A 19,421-nucleotide genomic window follows, 5' to 3' on the forward strand; every position below is an offset into this window, starting at 1 on the left:
CCCATCTGGAGCACATCATGAACGACAGCGAATCGAAAAAAACCGGGGCCACACCGCAACCCGAAGGCATGAGCCGGCGTGGTTTCCTCGGCACCGGCGCCGTGACCGGCGCGGTGCTGGCAGGCGCCTCGGCCATCGGCGGTACGGTGTTTACCCGCGAGTCCTTTGCGGCGGCGGCCAAGGAAGCGAAGTCGAAGATCCATGTGGGCCCGGGTGAGCTGGACCAGTACTACGGTTTCTGGAGCGGCGGCCACCAAGGCGAAGTGCGGGTGCTGGGTGTGCCGTCGATGCGCGAGCTGATGCGCATCCCGGTATTCAACGTCGATTCGGCCACCGGCTGGGGCCTGACCAACGAGAGCAAGCGTATCCTCGGCGAGGGCGCCAAGTACCAGAACGGTGATTGCCATCACCCGCACTTGTCCACCACCGATGGCCGCTACGACGGCAAATACCTGTTTATCAACGACAAGGCCAACACCCGCGTCGCGCGGATCCGCCTGGACATCATGAAGTGCGACAAGATCGTCACCGTGCCCAACGCCCAGGCGATCCACGGCCTGCGCCTGCAAAAGGTGCCGTACACCAAGTACGTGTTCTGCAACGCCGAGTTCATCATTCCGCACCCCAATGACGGCCACACCTTCGACCTGCAAGACAAAAACAGCTTCACCATGTTCAACGCCATCGACGCAGAAAAAATGGAAATGGCCTTCCAGGTCATCGTCGATGGCAACCTCGACAACGCCGACATGGACTACACCGGCAAATACGCCGCGGCTACCTGCTACAACTCCGAGAAGGCCTCCGACCTGGGCGGCATGATGCGCAACGAGCGCGACTGGGTGGTGGTGTTCAACATCCCGCGCATCGAGGCGGCGATCAAGGCCGGCAAGTTCATCAACCTCGACGGGGTCAAGGTGCCGGTGGTGGACGGGCGCAAGGGCGACGATGGCAAGGACAGTGAATTCACCCGCTATATCCCGGTGCCGAAGAACCCCCATGGCTGCAACACCTCGCCGGACGGCAAGTACTTTATCGCCAACGGCAAGCTGTCGCCGACCTGCACCATCATTGCCATCGACAAGCTCGACGACCTGTTCAGCGACAAGATCAAAGACCCGCGCGGCGTGGTCGTCGGCGAGCCGGAGCTGGGCCTGGGCCCGCTGCACACCACCTACGATGGCCGGGGTTTTGCTTACACCACGCTGTTTATCGACAGCCAGGTGGTGAAGTGGAACATCGCCGAAGCCATCCGCGCCTATGGCGGCGAGAAGGTCAACTACATCAAGCAGAAGCTCGATGTGCACTACCAGCCGGGCCACAACCACGCCTCGCTCACCGAAACCCGGGACGCCGACGGCCAATGGCTGGTGGTGCTCAGTAAATTCTCCAAGGACCGCTTCCTGCCCACCGGCCCGTTGCACCCGGAAAACGATCAGTTGATCGATATCTCGGGCGATGAAATGAAACTGGTCCACGACGGCCCGACCTTCGCCGAACCCCATGACTGCGTGATGGCGCGGCGTGACCAGATCAAGACCAAGAAAATCTGGGAGCGCAACGACCCGTTCTTTGCCGAAACCGTGGCCATCGCCGCCAAGGACGGGATCAAGCTGGAGACCGATAACAAGGTGATCCGCGACGGCAAGAAAGTGCGGGTGTACATGACCTCCATGGCGCCGACCTATGGCCTGACCGAGTTCACCGTCAAGCAGGGCGATGAGGTCACGGTGACCATTACCAACATCGACCAGATCGAGGACGTGACCCACGGCTTTGTCATGACCAACCATGGCGTGAGCATGGAAATCAGCCCGCAGCAAACGTCGTCCATTACCTTCATCGCCGACAAGCCGGGGCTGCATTGGTACTACTGCAGCTGGTTCTGCCATGCGCTGCATATGGAGATGGTAGGGCGCATGTTGGTCGAGCGGGCTTAACGGCTGTGGCGAGCGGGCTTGTCGGAACGCCGCATCGCCCGCGCTGGGCTGCGCAGCAGCCCAAAACCCGGCCGCCGCGACCTATCTGAAGAAACGCAGTGGGCTTATTGGGGCTGCTGCGCAGCCCAGCGCGGGGCGAGCCCGCTCGCCACAACAGACCGCTCGCCACGATAAGCCCGCTCTCACAGGGGATCTGTCTTGATCAAAAGGAATACTCCGTGGCTCGACCCCGCACGTTATTGATCGGGTGTGTGTGGCTGCTATTTTCGGCCACCGCCAGCGCCGCTTTACTGCCCATCACCGACTTGCCGTTGGTAGCCGCAGGCCCGCAGCACTGGCGCCTGCCCGCCGGCGACTACCTGGGCTCCTTCAGCATCGACCAACCCCTGCAACTCACCTGCGAACCCGGTGCGGTGATCCACAGCCAGGGCTTGGGCAATGGCTTGCTGATCAGCGCTGCCGACGTCACCGTCGAGGGCTGCACCTTCCTCGACTGGGGCCATGACCTCACCGCGATGAACGCGGCGATCTTCATCCAACCCAAGGCGCACGGCACCTTGATCAAGGGCAACCATATGCGCGGCCAGGGTTTTGGGGTGTGGGTCGATGGCACGGCGGACGTGAGCGTGATCGACAACCAGATCCAGGGCGACCCCACCCTGCGCTCCCAGGACCGGGGCAATGGCATCCACCTGTACGCGGTCAAGGGCGCGCGAGTGATCGGCAACCAGGTGCGCGACGCCCGCGACGGCATCTACATCGACACCTCCAATGGCAACCTGCTGCAAGGCAACACCCTGGAAGATCTGCGCTATGGCATCCACTACATGTTCGCCAACGACAACCAGGTGCTCGACAACATCACCCGCCGCACCCGTACCGGCTACGCCTTGATGCAAAGCCGCAAGCTGACGGTGATCGGTAATCGCTCCGAAGAGGATCAGAACTACGGCATCCTGATGAACTACATCACCTATTCCACCCTGCGCGACAACGTAGTCAACGATGTGCGCGACGGCACCACGGGCGACACCATGATCACCGGTGCCGAAGGCAAGGCACTGTTTATCTACAACTCGCTGTTCAACAGCATCGAACACAACCACTTCGGGCGCAGTGCGGTGGGCATTCACCTCACGGCCGGCTCCGAAGACAACCGGATTGCCGGCAACGCCTTTGTCGGCAACCAGCGCCAGGTCAAGTACGTGGCCACACGTTTGCAGGAGTGGTCGGCGGATGGCCGGGGCAATTACTGGAGCGACTACCTGGGCTGGGACCGCAACAGCGATGGCCTGGGGGATGTGGCCTACGAGCCCAACGATAACGTCGACCGCCTGCTGTGGCTGTACCCCCAAGTGCGCCTGTTGATGAACAGCCCCGGCATCGAGTTGCTGCGCTGGGTGCAGCGGGCGTTTCCGGTGATCAAGTCGCCGGGGGTGATGGACAGCCATCCGCTGATGAAAGACCCCACGCTTTCCCTGCTCAAGGAGCCCGCATGATGCCTGTCGTCGAAATCCAAGGCGTGACCCAACGTTATGGGCACGCCACTGTGCTGCATGACCTGAACCTGAGCCTGGCGCCCGGGGAGGTGCTGGGCCTGTTCGGCCATAACGGCGCGGGCAAGACCACCAGTATGAAGCTGATCCTCGGTCTGTTGCAGGCAAGCAGCGGCCAGGTGCGGGTGTTCGGCCGGGCGCCCAGCGATCCGCAGGTACGGCAGATGCTCGGGTACCTGCCGGAAAACGTGACCTTCTACCCACAACTCAGCGGCCTGGAGACCCTGCAGCATTTTGCCCGGCTCAAGGGCGCGCCGATGAGCCAGGTCGCGACGTTGCTCGAAGACGTCGGCCTGACCGCAGCAGCGCGGCGGCGGGTCAAGACCTATTCCAAGGGCATGCGCCAGCGCCTCGGCCTGGCCCAGGCCCTGCTTGGCGAGCCGCGCCTGCTGCTGCTCGACGAGCCCACCGTGGGCCTCGACCCGATTGCCACCCAGGATTTGTATCGCTTGCTCGACCGCCTGCGCGGGCAGGGCACCAGCATCATCCTTTGCTCCCATGTGCTGCCGGGGGTGGAAGCCCATATCAACCGCGCCGCGATCCTCACCCAGGGCCGCTTGCTGGCCCTCGGCACCCTGGCGGCGTTGCGCGAAGAAGCCGGGTTGCCGACTCTGATCCGCAGCAGTGGCTTGCAACGGGCGGCGCTCTTGCAAAAACGCTGGAGCGAGGCCGGCCACGTGACTCGGCGCTGGGGCGCGCAGGGCCTGCAAGTGGCTGCGTTCAATGGCAACAAGCTGGACCTGCTGCGTCAGTTGCTCGACCAGGAAAACCCCAGCGATGTGGAAATCGTCGTGCCCTCCCTGGAGGACCTCTATCGCCATTACATGGACAGCCCTGCGGAGCGTGCCCTATGACGCCGATCTGGAACATGGCCCGCAAGGAATTCAGCGATGGCCTGCGCAATCGCTGGTTGTTAGCGATCAGCCTGTTGTTCGCGGTGCTGGCCATCGGCATCGCCTGGCTCGGTGCGGCGGCGTCCGGGCAACTGGGCTTCACCTCGATCCCGGCGACCATCGCCAGCCTGGCCAGCCTTGCGACCTTCCTGATGCCGTTGATTGCGCTGTTGCTGGCCTATGACGCGATTGTGGGCGAGGACGAAAGCGGCACCTTGTTGCTGTTGCTCACTTATCCCCTGGGGCGCGGGCAGATCCTGCTGGGCAAGTTCGTGGGGCACGGGTTGATCCTGGCCCTGGCGACCTTCATTGGCTTTGGCTGCGCCATGCTCGCCATTGCGCTGCTGGTGGATGACGTGGAGTTCAGCCTTCTGCTGTGGGCGTTTGGTCGATTCATGCTGACGTCGACCTTGCTCGGTTGGGGCTTTCTGGGGCTGGCGTATGTGTTGAGCGCCGTCTCGGCAGAGAAGTCCACGGCGGCCGGGCTGGCCCTGGGGGTGTGGTTCTTTTTTGTCCTGGTGTTCGACCTGGCGTTGCTGGCGCTGCTGGTCATCAGCGAGGGCCAGTTCAGCCCGACGCTGCTGCCCTGGTTGTTGCTGTTCAACCCGGCGGATGTGTACCGGCTGATCAACCTGTCGGGCTTCGATACCGGCCCGGCGTCGGTGGGCGTGATGGCATTGGCGGGCGACCTGGCAGTGCCGACGGCGGTGTTGTGGCTATGCCTGGCTTTATGGGTCGTAGGGCCGCTGGCCTGGGCCTATTGGCTGTTTGGGCGGCGCGCAGCCTGAGTTTTTATTAGTGGAGCGGATGAGCATGAAAATCGGGTTGGTATTGCTGTTGAGCCTGCTGTTGGTCGGGTGTGACAAACCGGTGGCGGCGGGTGTGGGTGATGGGCCGGTGGCGTTTCATCCGGCCGATGAGTGCCATGTGTGCGGCATGGTGATCAGCGAATTCCCGGGGCCCAAGGGCGAGGTGGTGGAGCAGGGCGCGGCGAAGAAGTTTTGCTCGACCGCAGAAATGCTCGGCTGGTGGTTGCAGCCGGAAAACCATCATGCCCAGTCAAAGCTGTATGTGCATGACATGGGGCGCAGTCATTGGGACACCCCGGATGATGCCCATCTGATCGACGCCAAGACGGCGTACTACGTGCTGGGCACCGGGCTCAAGGGCGCCATGGGCGTAGTGCTGGCCTCGTTTGCCGAGCAGGCGGTGGCACAGAAAGTCGCGGCGGACACCGGCGGGCGGGTGTTGCGTTTCGAGGAGATCGACCTGGCGCTGCTACAACAGCCGGCAGGTATGTCCCATAGCGGCCATTGAGGCTGCTCTCCTGTGGGAGCGGGCTTGCCCGCGATAGCGGCAGTTCAGTCAGCATTTCTGGCGGCTGACACACCGCTATCGCAGCATAGGTATCTACACAACTTTGCCGCAACGCCTAGATCCAGGCAGATAGCGCAGTTGTGGCGAGCGGGCTTGCCCCGCGTTGGGCTGCGAAGCAGCCCTAAATCCGGCCATCGCGGTTTATCTGTAGAAACACGGCGGGCTTATTGGGGCTGCTTCGCAGCCCAGCGCGGGGCAAGCCCGCTCGCCACAGGGGGAGTCGTGCGGTACCGCCCTTAACGGTTGACCAACCTCGCCGGTAAGGTCGATGGCCAGCCCCATCAACGTGCTACAGAACAAACCGGCGATATCAAGCAGACACGGCTGTTGTGGCGAGCGGGCTTGCCCCGCGCTGGGCTGCGAAGCAGCCCTAAACCCGGCCATCGCGGATTATCTGTAGAAACGCGGCGGGCTTATTGGGGCTGCTTTGCAGCCCAGCGCGGGCGATGCGGCGTTCCGACAAGCCCGCTCGCCACAGGGGGAGTTGTGCGGTACTGCCCTTAACGGTTGACCAGCTTCGCCGGCAAGGCGATCACCAGCAAACAACTGAGCACCAGGCTCCCGGCAAAGAACCACATCGCCCCGGCGCTGCTGCCGGTCAGGTCGATGGCCAGGCCCATCAGCGAGTTGCTGACCAAGCCGGCGATATTCGCCAGGGAGCAGGCCAGGGCAAAGCCAGTCGCCGCAGCTGTGCCGGTGAGGAAGGTCGCTGGCAGGCTGAAAAACACCGGCACTGCGCCAAGGATCGCCGCCGAAGCCACGGCAAACAGGGCCACGGTGGCGACCACGTTATGGGTGAAGAAGGTGCTGCTGGCCATGGCCACGGCGCCCACCAGAAAGGGCACGATAATGTGCCAGCGGCGCTCACGGTATTTGTCGGAGCTGGCGCCGATCAGCAGCATGCCGGCCAGCGCGGCGACGCTGGGCAGGGCGGTGAGCAGGCCGATATGGAAGGTGTCGCTGATCCCCGCGTTGCGGATCAGGGTCGGCATCCAGAAACCCATGGCATAGGCACTGAGCAGGATCGAAAAATCGATCCCACCGAGCATCCACACCTTAATGTTGAAGAACCCATCACGAAAGCGCCGCGGGCTGTGGCTGGCCTGGCTGGCGTCGGCGTGCAATTGCTGTTGCAGCAGGGCCTTTTCGTCGGCAGACAACCATTTGGCCTGGTGATAGGTATTGGGCAGCGCCCAGAACGCCAGCACCCCCAACAGCACGCTGGGCAATGCTTCAAGCAGGAACAGCCATTGCCAGCCGCGCAGGCCGGCCAGCTGGTCGAAGTGGCTCATGATCCAGCCGGACAACGGCCCACCAATCACACTGGACAGCGGCAGGCCGATCATGAACAGCGCAATCACCCGCCCCCGGCGATGGGTGGGGAACCAGGTGGTCAGGTAGTACAACACCCCCGGCAGGAACCCCGCCTCGGCGACGCCGAGCAAAAAGCGCAGGACATAGAACTGGGTGGTGGAGGTGACCAGCAGCGTGCAGGCCGAGAGCAGGCCCCAGGTGATCATGATGCGGGCAATCCAGATCCGCGCGCCGACACGCTCCAGGATCAGGTTGCTCGGCACTTCAAACAGGATATAGCCGACAAAAAACAGGCCGGCGCCCAGGCCGAACGCGGTTTCGCTGAACTGCAACTGGTCTTGCATCTGCAGCTTGGCAAAACCGATGTTGATCCGGTCCAGATAGGCGGCCAGGTAGCAGAAACACAGGAAGGGAATCAGCTTCCAGGTGATCTTGTGGTACAGCGCATGGATCGGGTCGGCGACCGTGGGCATCGGTGAGTCTCATGGGCAAGGAGTGGGGCGGGGCGAATATAGCATTCCGACACCGACAAGCTCTGTCTGAAACGCGCCACCTGACTGGGGTTGGCGTGCGAAAGCAGCTACGTTTAATGCTTCTAATAAAACAGAGTATCCACGGATGAACTACCAACCCTTTACCCGAACCTTGATCGCGACGGCCCTGGTCCTGACATTCAGCGGTGTGCAGGCGGCCTCCCAGGCCCCGGTTGCTGGTGAAAACGGCATGGTGGTGACGGCCCAGCATTTGGCGACCCATGTGGGTGTCGATGTGTTGAAGGCCGGCGGCAACGCCGTGGATGCGGCTGTCGCCGTGGGTTACGCCCTGGCGGTGGTTTATCCGGCGGCGGGTAACCTGGGGGGCGGTGGGTTCATGACCGTGCAACTGGCGGACGGGCGCAAGACCTTCCTCGACTTCCGCGAAAAAGCCCCATTGGCGGCCACCGCCGACATGTACCTGGACAAGGACGGCAACGTCGTCCCCGGCCTCAGCGCCAAGGGCCACCTGGCCGTCGGCGTGCCCGGCACCGTCTCCGGCATGGAGCTGGCCCTGAGCAAATACGGCACCCTCAAGCGCGCCCAAGTCATCGCGCCGGCAATCAAGCTCGCAGAAAACGGCTTCGCCCTCGACCAGGGCGATATCGACATGCTGCACAGCGCCACCGAAGAGTTCAAAAAAGACCAGGACCTGCGCGGCATCTTCCTCAACAAGGGTGAGCCACTGCAGGTCGGGCAGAAACTGGTGCAAAAAGACCTGGCCCGCACCCTGCGAGAAATCTCCGCCAAGGGCACCGATGGCTTCTACAAAGGCTGGGTGGCCAAGGCCATTGTCGACTCCAGCCAGGCCGGCAAGGGCATCATCGCCCAGGCCGACCTGGACAAATACCAGACCCGCGAACTGGCGCCCATCGAGTGCGATTATCGCGGCTACCACGTAGTCTCGGCGCCACCACCCAGCTCGGGCGGCCTGGTGATCTGCCAGATCATGAACATCCTCGAAGGCTACCCCATGGCCGAACTGGGCTACGGCTCGGCCCAGGGTACCCATTACCAGATCGAAGCCATGCGCCACGCCTACGTCGACCGCAACAGCTATCTGGGCGACCCGGACTTTGTACAGAACCCGGTGGAGCACCTGCTGGACAAGAACTACGCCGCCAAACTGCGCGCCGCCATCGAGCCGCAAAAGGCTGGCGACTCCACGGCCATCAAGCCCGGCGTCGCGCCCCATGAAGGCAGCAACACCACCCATTACTCCATCGTCGATAAATGGGGCAACGCAGTCTCGGTGACCTACACCCTCAACGACTGGTTCGGCGCTGGCGTCATGGCCAGCAAGACCGGGGTGATCTTGAACGACGAGATGGACGACTTCACCGTCAAGGTCGGCGTGCCCAACATGTACGGCCTGGTCCAGGGCGAAGCCAACGCCATTGCCCCAGGCAAGGCGCCACTGTCGTCCATGAGCCCGACCATCGTCACCAAGGACGGCAAGGCTGTGATGGTCATCGGCACACCGGGCGGTAGCCGCATCATCACCGCCACCTTGCTGACCATCCTCAACGTCATCGACTACAAGATGAACATCCAGGAAGCCGTCAACGCCCCACGCTTCCACCAACAGTGGATGCCCGACAGCACCAACCTCGAAACCTTCGCCCTGAGCCCCGACACCCAGAAAATCCTCGAAAGCTGGGGCCACAAATTCGCCGGCCCCCAAGACGCCAACCACCTGGCCGCCATCCTCGTCGGCGCCCCATCCCTGGACGGCAAACCCGTGGGCAACAACCGCTTCTACGGCGCCAACGACCCACGGCGCAACACCGGGCTGTCATTGGGCTACTAACCCCAGGCAGGGCAGGGGCCAGCCGCCCTTGCTCTGCTTCACAGAAGAATATTTTTTGAAATCAAGGGGTTGCCAGTCCCGGCAAATCAGTACATAATTGCCGCCATCGAACGCACTGAGGCATAAAAAACTTCAATGTTTTCAATGAGATAGAGTAGAGGCAAGCTTCACATAGCCCACTCAAGTTTATATGCGGTGAATGTCGGTGGTTGTGGCATTGATCGTTTGAGGCCGAGTAGCAAAATGGTTATGCAGTGGATTGCAAATCCACCTACGCCGGTTCGATTCCGACCTCGGCCTCCACTCTTGAAAGCCCCGTAGATTAACGTCTACGGGGTTTTTTATTGTCTGCCATCTGGTCATCGTTTCCGCAATTTTTCGGATCGCTTCCGCAACCCTACCTTTTTTCGGGAAATTGCAAGAAGCCGTTATCGGTATGGCTCTCCTCCATTGGACGTGGGATTGTGCCCGAGACTAAGGAGGCTGAGTGTCCACTAACGGCCAATAGCGGTCAGTCATGTCTAGTTCGTATCAAACCTCGACCGACGGTGAAATTAGCTGAGATCGCTATATTTTGGCCGCAATGATGGCTACCAATCGCTAGTACGTTCTGCTTAAGCTCCAGATCATCGCTTCAATAAGGGGGCTGAAATCGACTTTGGCCGAGACCGCCATCCCGGCTGATCAAAAACTATCGAATATCTTGCGGCAGATGCCTTAACACAAAGTCGTAACTCCGAAAAAGGCGCCTATTTAGCAGTCGCCGCGCGTCTCTATGTGAAAAAAGTCGTCACTCCCTACTCCCAAATCAGAAAATATTAATCTAGACAACCTAGTGGCAAAGCGCTAGTTTTGTATTCTCAACGTGCTAAAGGACTCCGCATGAAAATTATTTCTTTATTCAATCACAAAGGTGGCGTAAGTAAAACAACAACCACTTTTAATCTAGGCTGGATGTTAGCGGAACAAGGTTATAGAACTTTAATTGTTGATACCGACCCTCAATGCAACTTAACTGCGCTGGTATTAGGCTACACCTCTATCGATGACACTTCAGACTTTTACGCAAAAAACCCTAACTGCGATCTTTATAGCTGCATATTGCCAGTGTTAAACGGCGAAGGTCGCCATATTGAGGCAATTCCAGTAGAAACAGCTCACCCTAATTTGTCTTTGTTATGCGGCAATCTCCAACTCTCTGAAGCTGAAACCCAGATCAGTGTAGCGCTAACTACCGCACTCAAATTGCCCGCGATGAGAAACATTCCTGGAGTGCTTGGACAGTGCATTAGGGCAACAGCCGAAAAATATGAATATGATTACGTAATAGTTGATATGAGTCCTAGCGTCGGAGCGTTGAATCAATGCCTCCTGATGTCGAGCGACTATTTTATCGTCCCTACAGCGCCTGACTTTTTCTGCGCGCAAGCTATAAAATCCCTCACGCGCGTAATTCCAAAGTGGAACAAGGAAGTAACTGAGTTCAGAGATCCAGAATTCACTTACCACTTACCAATGAATCCGCCAAAATTCATTGGTATTATTTCTCAAAAATACCGACCTAGAAACGGAGCGCCTGCAAAATCATTTCAGCGATGGATTGATATTATTAATAACGAAGTGGCAGAGTCTCTAGTTCCAGTTCTGGAACCCTTAGGCATGACTATAAATGAAGGGTTGTTCAATGATTACTCAGTAAGAGATGAGCCGTACAATCTTGAGAATATTGCAGACTTCAATTCGCTAATAGCTCAGGCGCAAAAGCATAATGTACCTGTTTATGCTTTAACTGACGTACAGATTGAGCAAGGTGGAAATATACTTGATAATATGAAAATAAGTCGCGACGATTTCAATAAAACCTTTAAAAGGCTTGCCGAAACCGTAAGAAATCTAACTGCTTAGTAACTTTAAAATTTTCAAATGCACGGGATCTTTCACATAGATCCCGTTCTTTGCAAGGCTAGACCTATCCGCCTTATGATGTCATTAAAACCGTCTGCTTTAGAACGAGGCAGCCCCCCCCCGTGAGAGTCCTTCGTTGAGGGCAAACAACGATAATAGCTAGCAGTAAAAGGCCCTTACAAGTTTACGAAAAAAAGCTATTCAAAAGCCGCTTTGAAAAGTTTTGAGCATTTGAGCTGGAAGAAGGAATAATAGATGGAAACTGCAGTATTCGGATTTGTGGGCGCCTTGATAGGTTCCATTCTCGGTTTTATAGGTTCGCTTTTTAGTGCATTTGGAAAGTCAAAGGACACCCAGCTTGATGTTCGTACTAAGGTTGTAACAAATGAACGAGCGCAATGGCGCAAGGACATGCGAGAACTCGCAGCGGCATATGTTGTGCTATCAAACCAGTTGGCCGATACATCTAAGCCGAACGAAGAATATAATAATGAATTCGAGCGAACCCGGGTTCTAATTCGACTCCGACTCAACGGCCATCCCGGTCATAAGCTTGATGCGAAGATCCTACGTGCACTCCAGGCCATAGCGGTGTATGCAAAGGATAAAAAATTAGATTCACTAAAAGCAGAACTCGAGGAGTTCGAGTTCGATATGCAAACTCTTCTGAAGCGCGAATGGGATAAATCAAAGGGTGAGGCTGAGAGCGGAAACATTGCAATTTCCGACAAATATGCCACCTAACATAGAACACTTAATACTTTAGGTCGAATAACTGCCAACCCTAATGGCAGCTTTCCACTGGTTTTGTTGAAAAAGTCGCTTTGATTTGAATTGCGGAAGATGAGTGTCTGATATTAGCCGAAACCAGATATGGCCTGACAGTCAGCTTCTGGCCGTTTTCTGCCTATCGTACAAGTAGCAACGGGTCATTTCGTAGGCTTCACAATTTCACCAATTCGCCGATATGCCTTCTTGGTCATTTCCTCTGTGGAGTGACCTAGTAGGCGGCTCGCGTGCGTCAGCTCGATCTCGCTAGCAGCTTTGGGCCGGATACGGGGCAGTTTCGCTCGCAGGGTGGATTGGCCGTAACGGTCGATAGCAATTTGCAACAATGTCTGGACTGGAAACCGGACGTTGTTGTCGTCATTGGAGGAATGGTTTGGGAGCGTGAAGAAGCACCAGATGTTCGAGAGTTTCTGCATGCTAGTCGCTTAACTGGAGCGACAATTGCTGGCATCTGTGGGGGAACGGTGGCACTTGCCAGGGCTGGCCTTCTCAACACTGTTCCTCATACATCGAACAGCGCTGACTTCCTGCAACAGAATGCCGTAGGTTATGAGGGGGGCACGCTTTATCGAAGCAGTCCAGTGGCTTTGGTTGCAGACCGCATCATAACTGCTCCAGGCCCTGCACCCGTTAGCTTCACCTGCGCAGTGTTCGAAGCTGCCGGGCTATCTTGCGAGATCACTTCTCAATTCAGATCAATGTTGGCAGCGGAACATCGGTGACGGCGTCGTCCTAATAAACAGCCGATCAGGTGATTTGTTCGAGTGGCTGCTCATGGCCGATTGCTGGCTGTCTGAAGGAAGTGAACGAGCAATAGCGGTCGTTCGGGGTAGACAGCCAGTAGTCTAAGGGCAGAGGAGCGGCAACCACAGGTGAGGCGACACGGCATAACCAGAATTGGCCAGTGCCCGTGTTTCACCGCTGACAGCGTCATTAGATGACGATTTCTCGAAACCTCGGCATGAATCGCGCAGAACCTGTAGGAAAGCGGCCGCAAGGGCCGCGATCGTCGACTTACCAAAGGGCAATGTCATAGGTGAGGTAGAGGCGGTTGCTGTCGCGCCCGCGGGAAAAGTCAGAGCGGTAGACATAGTTGCGCATGCGCACACCCAGCCCCTTGAACGTGCCAGCCTGCACCACGTAGGCCAGTTCGGTATCGCGCTCCCACTCCTTGACCGTACTGGTGGACTTGCCGTCATTGCCACTCAGGTAGCGCGCAGCGAAGGTCAGGCCGGGTACGCCGACGGCGGCAAAGTTGAAGCCGTAGTTGAGCATCCAGGTCTTTTCGTCTTCCTCGATGAACTTGCCAATGCCGGCGTTGCTGAACGAGTACACGGTGGCGCCGCTGATGTAGGGCAAGCCGGCATCGCCGCGCAGGGTCTGGTAGCCCCCGCCGACGGTATGCCCGGCGATCGCGTAGGACAGTTGCCCGCTGAGCATGTCGTTATCGATTTTGCCTGCGTAGGCCGAGCCGCTGTCTACGCTGTTGAAGTAGCGCAGGTCGCCGGTCAGTACGCCACCGGCCAGCGGCAGGTCGTGCTGGATGCCGGCGAAGTTCTGCCGGTAAAAGTTCTCCAGCTCCCCGTAGTAGTAGTTCAAGCGGGTGTTCTTCCCCCATTTGTACTCGGCCCCGGCATAGTTGAAGTCTCCCGATTTTCCCCCGCTGTAGCCGTCAGGCACGATGGGTACGCTGTCGGTGGAGTCGCGTAATTTGAAACGGTCCAGGTGCCCGCCAGTGATGGTCAGGTTTTCAATGTCGTTGCTGCTGATCTGGGTGCCCTGGTAGGTCTGGGGCAACAAGCGTGCGTCGTTGTAAATCAGCACCGGCGTTTTGGGCAGCAGGGTGCCGTACTTGACGGTGGTGTTGGCGAACCTCGCTTTTGCGGTGGCGCCCGCGCTGGCAAATTCGCCGGCTGCGCGGCCGTCGTCATGCACCGGCATCAGCCCGGTGCCGCTGCGACCGCGTCCTGAGTCAAGCTTCACGCCGTAGAGCCCCAGGGCATCTACGCCGAAGCCAAGAGTGCCGGCGGTGAACCCGGACTGATAGTCGAGCAGCAATCCCTGGGCCCACTCGGTGCGCTCGCTTTTTGCCGTTCTCGCGGCGCGTGCGCTCATGCCGTGTTCGTCGCGAAAGTTCTCGTTGAAATACACATTGCGCAGTTGCAGCTTGAGTTTGCTGTCATCAATAAAGCCTTGGGCATTGGCACCGGCGATGGGTACCAGGCTGAACGCGCAAAAAAGGGCCCGACGGGTATACATAGGGTTCATGGCAAACGTCTCGTTGTTGTTATTGGGCGTGCAGGGCAGCACGCGCCCCGTGAACGAGGCGCGTTGGAACGCAGCAGGAAGATGAATCAGGTAAACAGGCTGATAGCCCCGGTCAGCAGGGCCAGCGCGGTAACGACCAGGGAGGTCAGCACCGCCCACTTGACGGTGGCTTTCTGGAAGTCGCCGATGTCACGGTCGACCATGCCCACCAGCAACAGGGTCGAGGCCACCAGTGGGCTCATCAGGTGCACCGGTTGCCCGAGGATCGAGGCTCGGGCGATTTCCACTGGATCAATGCCGTAGGCCGCGGCGGCATTGGCCAGGATCGGCACCACACCGAAGTAGTAGGCGTCATTGGACAGCACGAAGGTCAGCGGCATGCTGGTGACCGCAACCACCAGTGGGAACAGATGACCCCAAGACGGCGGGATCCAGTCGACCAGGGTCTGCGCCAGGGCGTCGACCATCTTGGTGCCGGAAAAAATCCCGGCAAAAATCCCTGCGGCAAACACCAACAGCACGACCGTCATAGCGTTGCCCGAGTGCGCCAGGATGCGTTCTTTCTGAATGTCCAATTGCGGGTAGTTGATCATCAGCGCGAGCACAAAGCCGATCAGGAACAGGATCGCCGAGTGCATCAGGCCCATCACCAGGGCGATCAATACCGCAATCACCAGCACCAGGTTGACGTAGGCCAGCTTCGGACGTTTGTGCGGGGTGTCTTCAAGAATCGCGTTGATGTAGCAATCTCCGCCACCGCTTTGCAGTTGCACGTTGCCAATCCGCTTGCGCTCGGCACGCCCCAGTATGAAGGCGGTGAAGACTACCCACAGGGCGCCGCCGATCATGGTTGGCAGCAACGGCACGAAGTATTCGCCGGCATCCAGGCCCAGTGCGGCGATGGCCCGTGTCGCGGGGCCGCCCCAAGGGGTCATGCCGCTCATGATGCTCAACGACAGCATGGAGATGGTCGCCAGGATCATCGGGTTCATGCCGATGCGTTTATACAACGGCAACATTGCGGCGCAGGTAATCATGTAGGTGGTGGTGCCGTCGCCGTCGAGGGCGACCAGCAATGACAGCAGGGCGGTGCCGACCGCGATTTTCATCGGGTCGCCATTGACGCGCTTGAGGATCTTGCGGATCAGCGGGTCGAACAACCCCGCGTCGATCATCAGGCCAAAGAACAGGATGGCAAACAGCAGCAAGGCGGCAGACGGTGCGACCATTTTCAGGCCGTCGAGCATCATTTTGCCGGTGGTGCCGCCGAAGCCGCCAATGACCGCGAAGACGATAGGCACCACGGTGAGTGCGACGATCGGTGACAAGCGCTTGGTCATGATGAGGAAGGTGAATACGACCACCATGGCCAAGCCAAGGAAAGCGAGCATAGGACGATTCTCTTGTTGTTATCGTAAGAATGGCTGACGCCGAGGCGCACGAGCCCTGACCCGCCGGGCGGCACAATGGCGCCTGGCGGGGAAGGGGGTCAGTCAAGTCAGGGGTAGGTGTTTGTGGTTTGCGCTAGACGCGGCTGGCGACCTTCTGGTCTTCCCAGGCTTGTGCCTGTGCCGCACCGGGTTTTGCGTCGAGCATCCGCGCCAGCGTTTCGCGGTGGCAGGCATTTTCGGACATCGAAATCACCACCGTCGCGACCGCGTTGCTGGCCAGGCTGGTCAGCGCCCGCGCTTCCGACATGAAGCGGTCAACGCCGATCAGCAGCGCGAGGCCGGCCAACGGGATGTCGTGAATGACCGTCAGGGTCGAGGCCAGTGCCACGAACCCGCTGCCGGTCACGCCGGCTGCACCTTTGGAGGACAGCAGCATGATCGCCAGCATGGTGACGATTTGCGTCAGGCTCAGGTCAATGTTGCAGGCCTGGGCAATGAAAATCGCCGCCAATGACAGGTAGATGGCCGTGCCGTCCAGGTTGAACGAGTAGCCGGTGGGCAAGACCAGGCCCACGACGCCTTTTTTGCAGCCCAGCGCTTCGAGTTTCTCCAGCATGCGTGGCATGACCGGTTCCGTGGAGGAGGTGCCGAGCACCACCAGGAACTCTTCGCGAAAGTAGCGCAGCAGTTTCCACAGGCTGAAACCGTTGGCGCGGCAAATGCTGCCCAAGACGACGAACACGAAGAAGCCGCAGGCGATGTACAAGGTCATGATCAGTTTCGCCAGCGAGCCCAGCGAGGTGATGCCGTACTGGCCGACCGTGAATGCCAGGGCCCCGAAAGCGCCGATCGGTGCAAAACGCATCAGGTACGCGAAGATCTTGAACACCATGTGCGAGGCGGATTCGAGTACATCGAGCACCGGCTTGCCACGTTCGCCCAGGGATGACAAGGCGAAGCCGGACAACACCGCGATAAACAGGACCGGCAGCACTTCCCCTTTACTGAAGGCACCGATAAAGGTATCCGGGATGATGTGCATGAAAAACTCCACAACCCCAAGCTTCGCCGCCGACTCGGTGTACTGGGCCAGGCCTTTGGTGCTCAGTTGGGTGGGGTCGATGTTCATGCCAGCACCCGGCTGGAACACGTACACCGCCACCAGGCCAATCACCAGGCTGATCACCGTGAGGCCGAAAAACAGCAGCATGGTTTTGCTGAGCAGGCGGCCGAGCGAGCGTTTGTCGCTCATCCCGGCGATGCCGGTGACGATGGTGCAGAACACCACGGGAGCAATCATCATCTTGATGAGCTTGATGAACGCATCGCCCAGCGGCTTGAGTGCAACGGCCTGCTGGGCCCAGAAGTGCCCGACCACGATGCCCAGCACCACGGCGCATAGAATCTGGAAGTAGAGCGATTTTACAACTTTCATGGCATCACCCATTTTTAGTATTGTGCGGATGCAAAAATGCCAACGGCCGCCGGAATTATCCGGCGAGGCGCTGAGAGTCCGTGGCATAGACGTAGCCGGAAAAAAGCCTGCGCGCGGTGCGAACGACCGAGGCCTGAATTGTCTCACCCTTGACGCCGGTGTAGGACAATACGACATCAATTCCTCCGCTTGGGTGCTCGATACGCACCGCTTCAAGGCGCGGCGTACTGATCCCGCCGAGCATCTGCGCGACGATGCTGCCGTCAACTACGCACGCGGTGGCCAACCCAATCGAGCCGGTAATGGCCAGCGCGCGGTGGCAGTTATGTGGCATGAAATAGCGAACCTGGATCGTACCGCCGGCTTTGGCGGGCGAGACCAGCACCGGCTTTGGAATCACTTTGTCGCTGACGTCACCCAGGCCCATGGCCCGGCCGGCCTGAAGTCGCAATGACTCAAGGCGTCGCAGGAAGTCTTTGTCGGCGTCCAGTTCGGCCGGGCTTTCATCGCCACGCTTGCCCAGTTGGCTGGCCTCGATCAGCACCATGGGCATTGCCATATCGATGCAGGTCACCGCAATACCGTCGATCACGTCTTGTGTATTGCCGGTCGGGAAGAGTTTGCCGGTCTTGCTGCCGGCCGCATCGAGGAATGTCAGTTGTACCGGCGCGGCGGTACCTGGCACGCCATCGATCGCGGTGTCGCCCTCGTAACTGACCTTGGCATCCGGTGTGTACACGTCGGAGTTGATGAAGGTCCCTGTGTTTACGTTGCGGATGCGGACCCGGGTGCGGCCCGGCGTGCCTTTGACCAGGCCCTGTTCGATGGCGAACGGGCCGACGGCGCACAGCATGTTGCCGCAGTTGGGCGCGCTGTCGACCCGACGTTGCGAAACCATCACTTGCACGAACAGGTAGTCAACGTCGGCGTCCGGGTGCAGCGATGGGCTGACAATCGCAACCTTACTGGTTTGTGGGCTGCCACCGCCGATTCCGTCGATCTCCAGTTCGTGGCCGGAGCCCATCAGGTTGAGCAGCAGTTCGTCACGGGCCTCAATGGCTGTCGGCAAATCCCAGTCGAGAAAGACTGGGCCTTTGGAGGTGCCACCGCGCATCAGCACACAGGGAATTCTTTGCATGATACTGACTCTTGTTGATCAATCGACGTAATTGATGTTCTTGGAGCAAGAGTCTCAAGCTTTAAAAAATGTATCAAATGCAAAAATTGAAGAGATTATTGCGTTTTACGAATGATGAATTTACGCTGAGCCTTCTTCTGGCGCCTGCTGCTGATGAGATAAGACATGGACTATGAGCTGAACGATATTCGATCTTTCGTTAAAATCGCCGAACTTGGTAGTTTTCACGAAGCAGCTGACGCCTTGCATCTGTCCCAGCCTGCACTCAGTCGCCGGATAAAAAAACTGGAAGAGGGGTTGGGCACCTCTTTGCTTGATCGCACCACACGTAAGGTCAGCCTCACGAGCGTTGGGCGTGACTTTCTTCCCAAGGCGCGTCGTTTGTTGGATGACTTCGATGAGTCGATTCTCAATATCCGTGAACTGGCTGAACGCCAGATTGGCCGGGTAACGCTGGCATGTATCCCCACTGCCGCCTTCTATTTCTTGCCTTCAGTCATTCGCCTGTATAACGAACGCTACCCAAAAATCCGCATCCGACTGCTGGACTTGAGTGCCAATGAGGGGCTTGAAGCGGTACTGCGGGGGGAAGCCGATTTCGGTATCAACATGATGAGTGGGCAGCACCCGGACATTGAGTTCGTGCCATTGGTCAGCGAACCTTTTGTATTGGCGTGCCGGCGTGATCATGAATTGGCAGGGCGCAGTTCGGTCACCTGGTCTGAATTGAGCGATTACCGGCTGATCGGGGTAGGGCGCCTGAGCGGCAACCGCATGTTGCTCGACCACGCCCTGTCGGGCTTGAGTTGGCGGCCGCAATGGTTCTACGAAGTCCAGCACCTCTCTACTTCGTTGGGCCTGGTGGAGGCTGGTTTGGGGGTTTCGGCGATGCCGAGCTTGGCCATGCCGGCTGAAGATCATCCCACCTTGGTCAGCGTCCCTTTGATTGAGCCGGTTGTGAACCGCTCTTTGGGCTTGGTCTACCGCCGCGGCTCATCGCTTTCGCCAGCGGCGGAAAAATTCGTCTCGATACTGCTTGAGCAATGGCCGCAGTGAGCCAGGGCTAATCGAG

Annotated in this window: 14 protein-coding genes, 1 tRNA gene and 2 pseudogenes; 11 read left to right on the top strand and 6 right to left on the bottom strand. The window is 58.7% G+C overall.

Annotation, left to right across the window (positions count from 1 at the left end):
• Window positions 1-17 precede the first annotated feature (17 nt).
• The 5 genes from nosZ (at window position 18) to C5F71_RS24420 (ending at window position 5,706) form a co-directional block, all read left to right on the top strand.
• Window positions 18-1,940, top strand: coding sequence for a TAT-dependent nitrous-oxide reductase (nosZ, locus tag C5F71_RS24400; RefSeq protein ID WP_029294848.1), 1,923 nt, complete (start codon window positions 18-20; stop codon window positions 1,938-1,940).
• A gap of 239 nt (window positions 1,941-2,179) precedes the next feature.
• Window positions 2,180-3,439, top strand: coding sequence for a nitrous oxide reductase family maturation protein NosD (locus C5F71_RS24405; RefSeq protein ID WP_186352617.1), 1,260 nt, complete (start codon window positions 2,180-2,182; stop codon window positions 3,437-3,439).
• Complete coding sequence (locus C5F71_RS24410; RefSeq protein ID WP_092237407.1) at window positions 3,439-4,350, top strand: ABC transporter ATP-binding protein; 912 nt, start codon at window positions 3,439-3,441, stop codon at window positions 4,348-4,350. The genes C5F71_RS24405 and C5F71_RS24410 overlap by 1 nt, the downstream gene beginning before the upstream one ends.
• Window positions 4,347-5,177, top strand: coding sequence for an ABC transporter permease (locus C5F71_RS24415; RefSeq protein ID WP_029294854.1), 831 nt, complete (start codon window positions 4,347-4,349; stop codon window positions 5,175-5,177). Before C5F71_RS24410 ends, C5F71_RS24415 begins: the two co-directional genes overlap by 4 nt.
• A gap of 25 nt (window positions 5,178-5,202) precedes the next feature.
• Window positions 5,203-5,706, top strand: coding sequence for a nitrous oxide reductase accessory protein NosL (locus C5F71_RS24420; protein ID WP_240160348.1), 504 nt, complete (start codon window positions 5,203-5,205; stop codon window positions 5,704-5,706).
• Between the two features lie 560 nt (window positions 5,707-6,266).
• Here the strand turns inward: C5F71_RS24420 and C5F71_RS24425 are convergent.
• A complete protein-coding gene (locus tag C5F71_RS24425) occupies window positions 6,267-7,553 on the bottom strand; it encodes an MFS transporter (RefSeq protein WP_029294857.1) in 1,287 nt (428 codons plus the stop codon).
• Between the two features lie 145 nt (window positions 7,554-7,698).
• Here C5F71_RS24425 and ggt point away from each other — a divergent pair, with 145 nt between their 5' ends.
• The 4 genes from ggt to C5F71_RS24445 all read left to right on the top strand — a co-directional run bounded on the left by ggt (window position 7,699) and on the right by C5F71_RS24445 (window position 12,072).
• Entirely contained in the window at window positions 7,699-9,423 is a 1,725-nt protein-coding gene (gene ggt / locus C5F71_RS24430) for a gamma-glutamyltransferase (protein ID WP_104912168.1), read from the top strand.
• 229 nt (window positions 9,424-9,652) lie between these two features.
• Window positions 9,653-9,726: transfer RNA gene (locus C5F71_RS24435), tRNA-Cys, on the top strand.
• A 579-nt stretch (window positions 9,727-10,305) separates the two neighbouring features.
• Complete coding sequence (locus tag C5F71_RS24440) at window positions 10,306-11,328, top strand: ParA family protein (protein ID WP_104912169.1); 1,023 nt, start codon at window positions 10,306-10,308, stop codon at window positions 11,326-11,328.
• A gap of 255 nt (window positions 11,329-11,583) precedes the next feature.
• On the top strand, window positions 11,584-12,072 hold the full coding sequence (locus tag C5F71_RS24445) for a hypothetical protein (protein WP_104912170.1): 489 nt from the start codon (window positions 11,584-11,586) through the stop codon (window positions 12,070-12,072).
• Window positions 12,073-12,257: 185 nt separating this feature from the next.
• On the opposite strand, the pseudogene C5F71_RS29770 reads toward C5F71_RS24445, so the two are convergent.
• Window positions 12,258-12,383, bottom strand: a pseudogene (locus C5F71_RS29770) (integrase); the annotation flags it as partial.
• Between C5F71_RS29770 and C5F71_RS24455 the strand changes: the two are divergent.
• Window positions 12,372-12,839, top strand: a pseudogene (locus C5F71_RS24455) (DJ-1/PfpI family protein); the annotation flags it as partial. The pseudogenes C5F71_RS29770 and C5F71_RS24455 overlap by 12 nt on opposite strands.
• Window positions 12,840-13,131: 292 nt before the next feature.
• Here C5F71_RS24455 and C5F71_RS24460 read toward each other — a convergent pair.
• From C5F71_RS24460 to C5F71_RS24475, 4 genes are all read right to left on the bottom strand, one after another.
• On the bottom strand, window positions 13,132-14,376 hold the full coding sequence (locus tag C5F71_RS24460; RefSeq protein WP_104912171.1) for an OprD family porin: 1,245 nt from the start codon (window positions 14,374-14,376) through the stop codon (window positions 13,132-13,134).
• Between the two features lie 95 nt (window positions 14,377-14,471).
• Entirely contained in the window at window positions 14,472-15,776 is a 1,305-nt protein-coding gene (locus C5F71_RS24465; protein WP_104912172.1) for a CitMHS family transporter, read from the bottom strand.
• 133 nt (window positions 15,777-15,909) lie between these two features.
• Complete coding sequence (locus tag C5F71_RS24470) at window positions 15,910-17,223, bottom strand: dicarboxylate/amino acid:cation symporter (RefSeq protein ID WP_104912173.1); 1,314 nt, start codon at window positions 17,221-17,223, stop codon at window positions 15,910-15,912.
• A gap of 43 nt (window positions 17,224-17,266) precedes the next feature.
• Window positions 17,267-18,349 carry a 4-oxalomesaconate tautomerase gene (locus C5F71_RS24475; RefSeq protein ID WP_104912174.1) on the bottom strand — a complete coding sequence of 361 codons (1,083 nt, stop codon included), beginning with the start codon at window positions 18,347-18,349 and terminating at the stop codon, window positions 17,267-17,269.
• A 165-nt stretch (window positions 18,350-18,514) separates the two neighbouring features.
• Between C5F71_RS24475 and C5F71_RS24480 the strand changes: the two genes are divergently transcribed.
• Window positions 18,515-19,405, top strand: a complete 891-nt coding sequence (locus C5F71_RS24480) for a LysR family transcriptional regulator (RefSeq protein ID WP_029294881.1) — start codon at window positions 18,515-18,517, stop codon at window positions 19,403-19,405.
• The last annotated feature ends 16 nt before the right edge of the window (window positions 19,406-19,421 follow it).

The sequence above is a fragment of the Pseudomonas sp. LG1D9 genome, assembly GCF_002949995.1.
Classification (GTDB): Bacteria; Pseudomonadota; Gammaproteobacteria; order Pseudomonadales; family Pseudomonadaceae; genus Aquipseudomonas; species Aquipseudomonas proteolytica.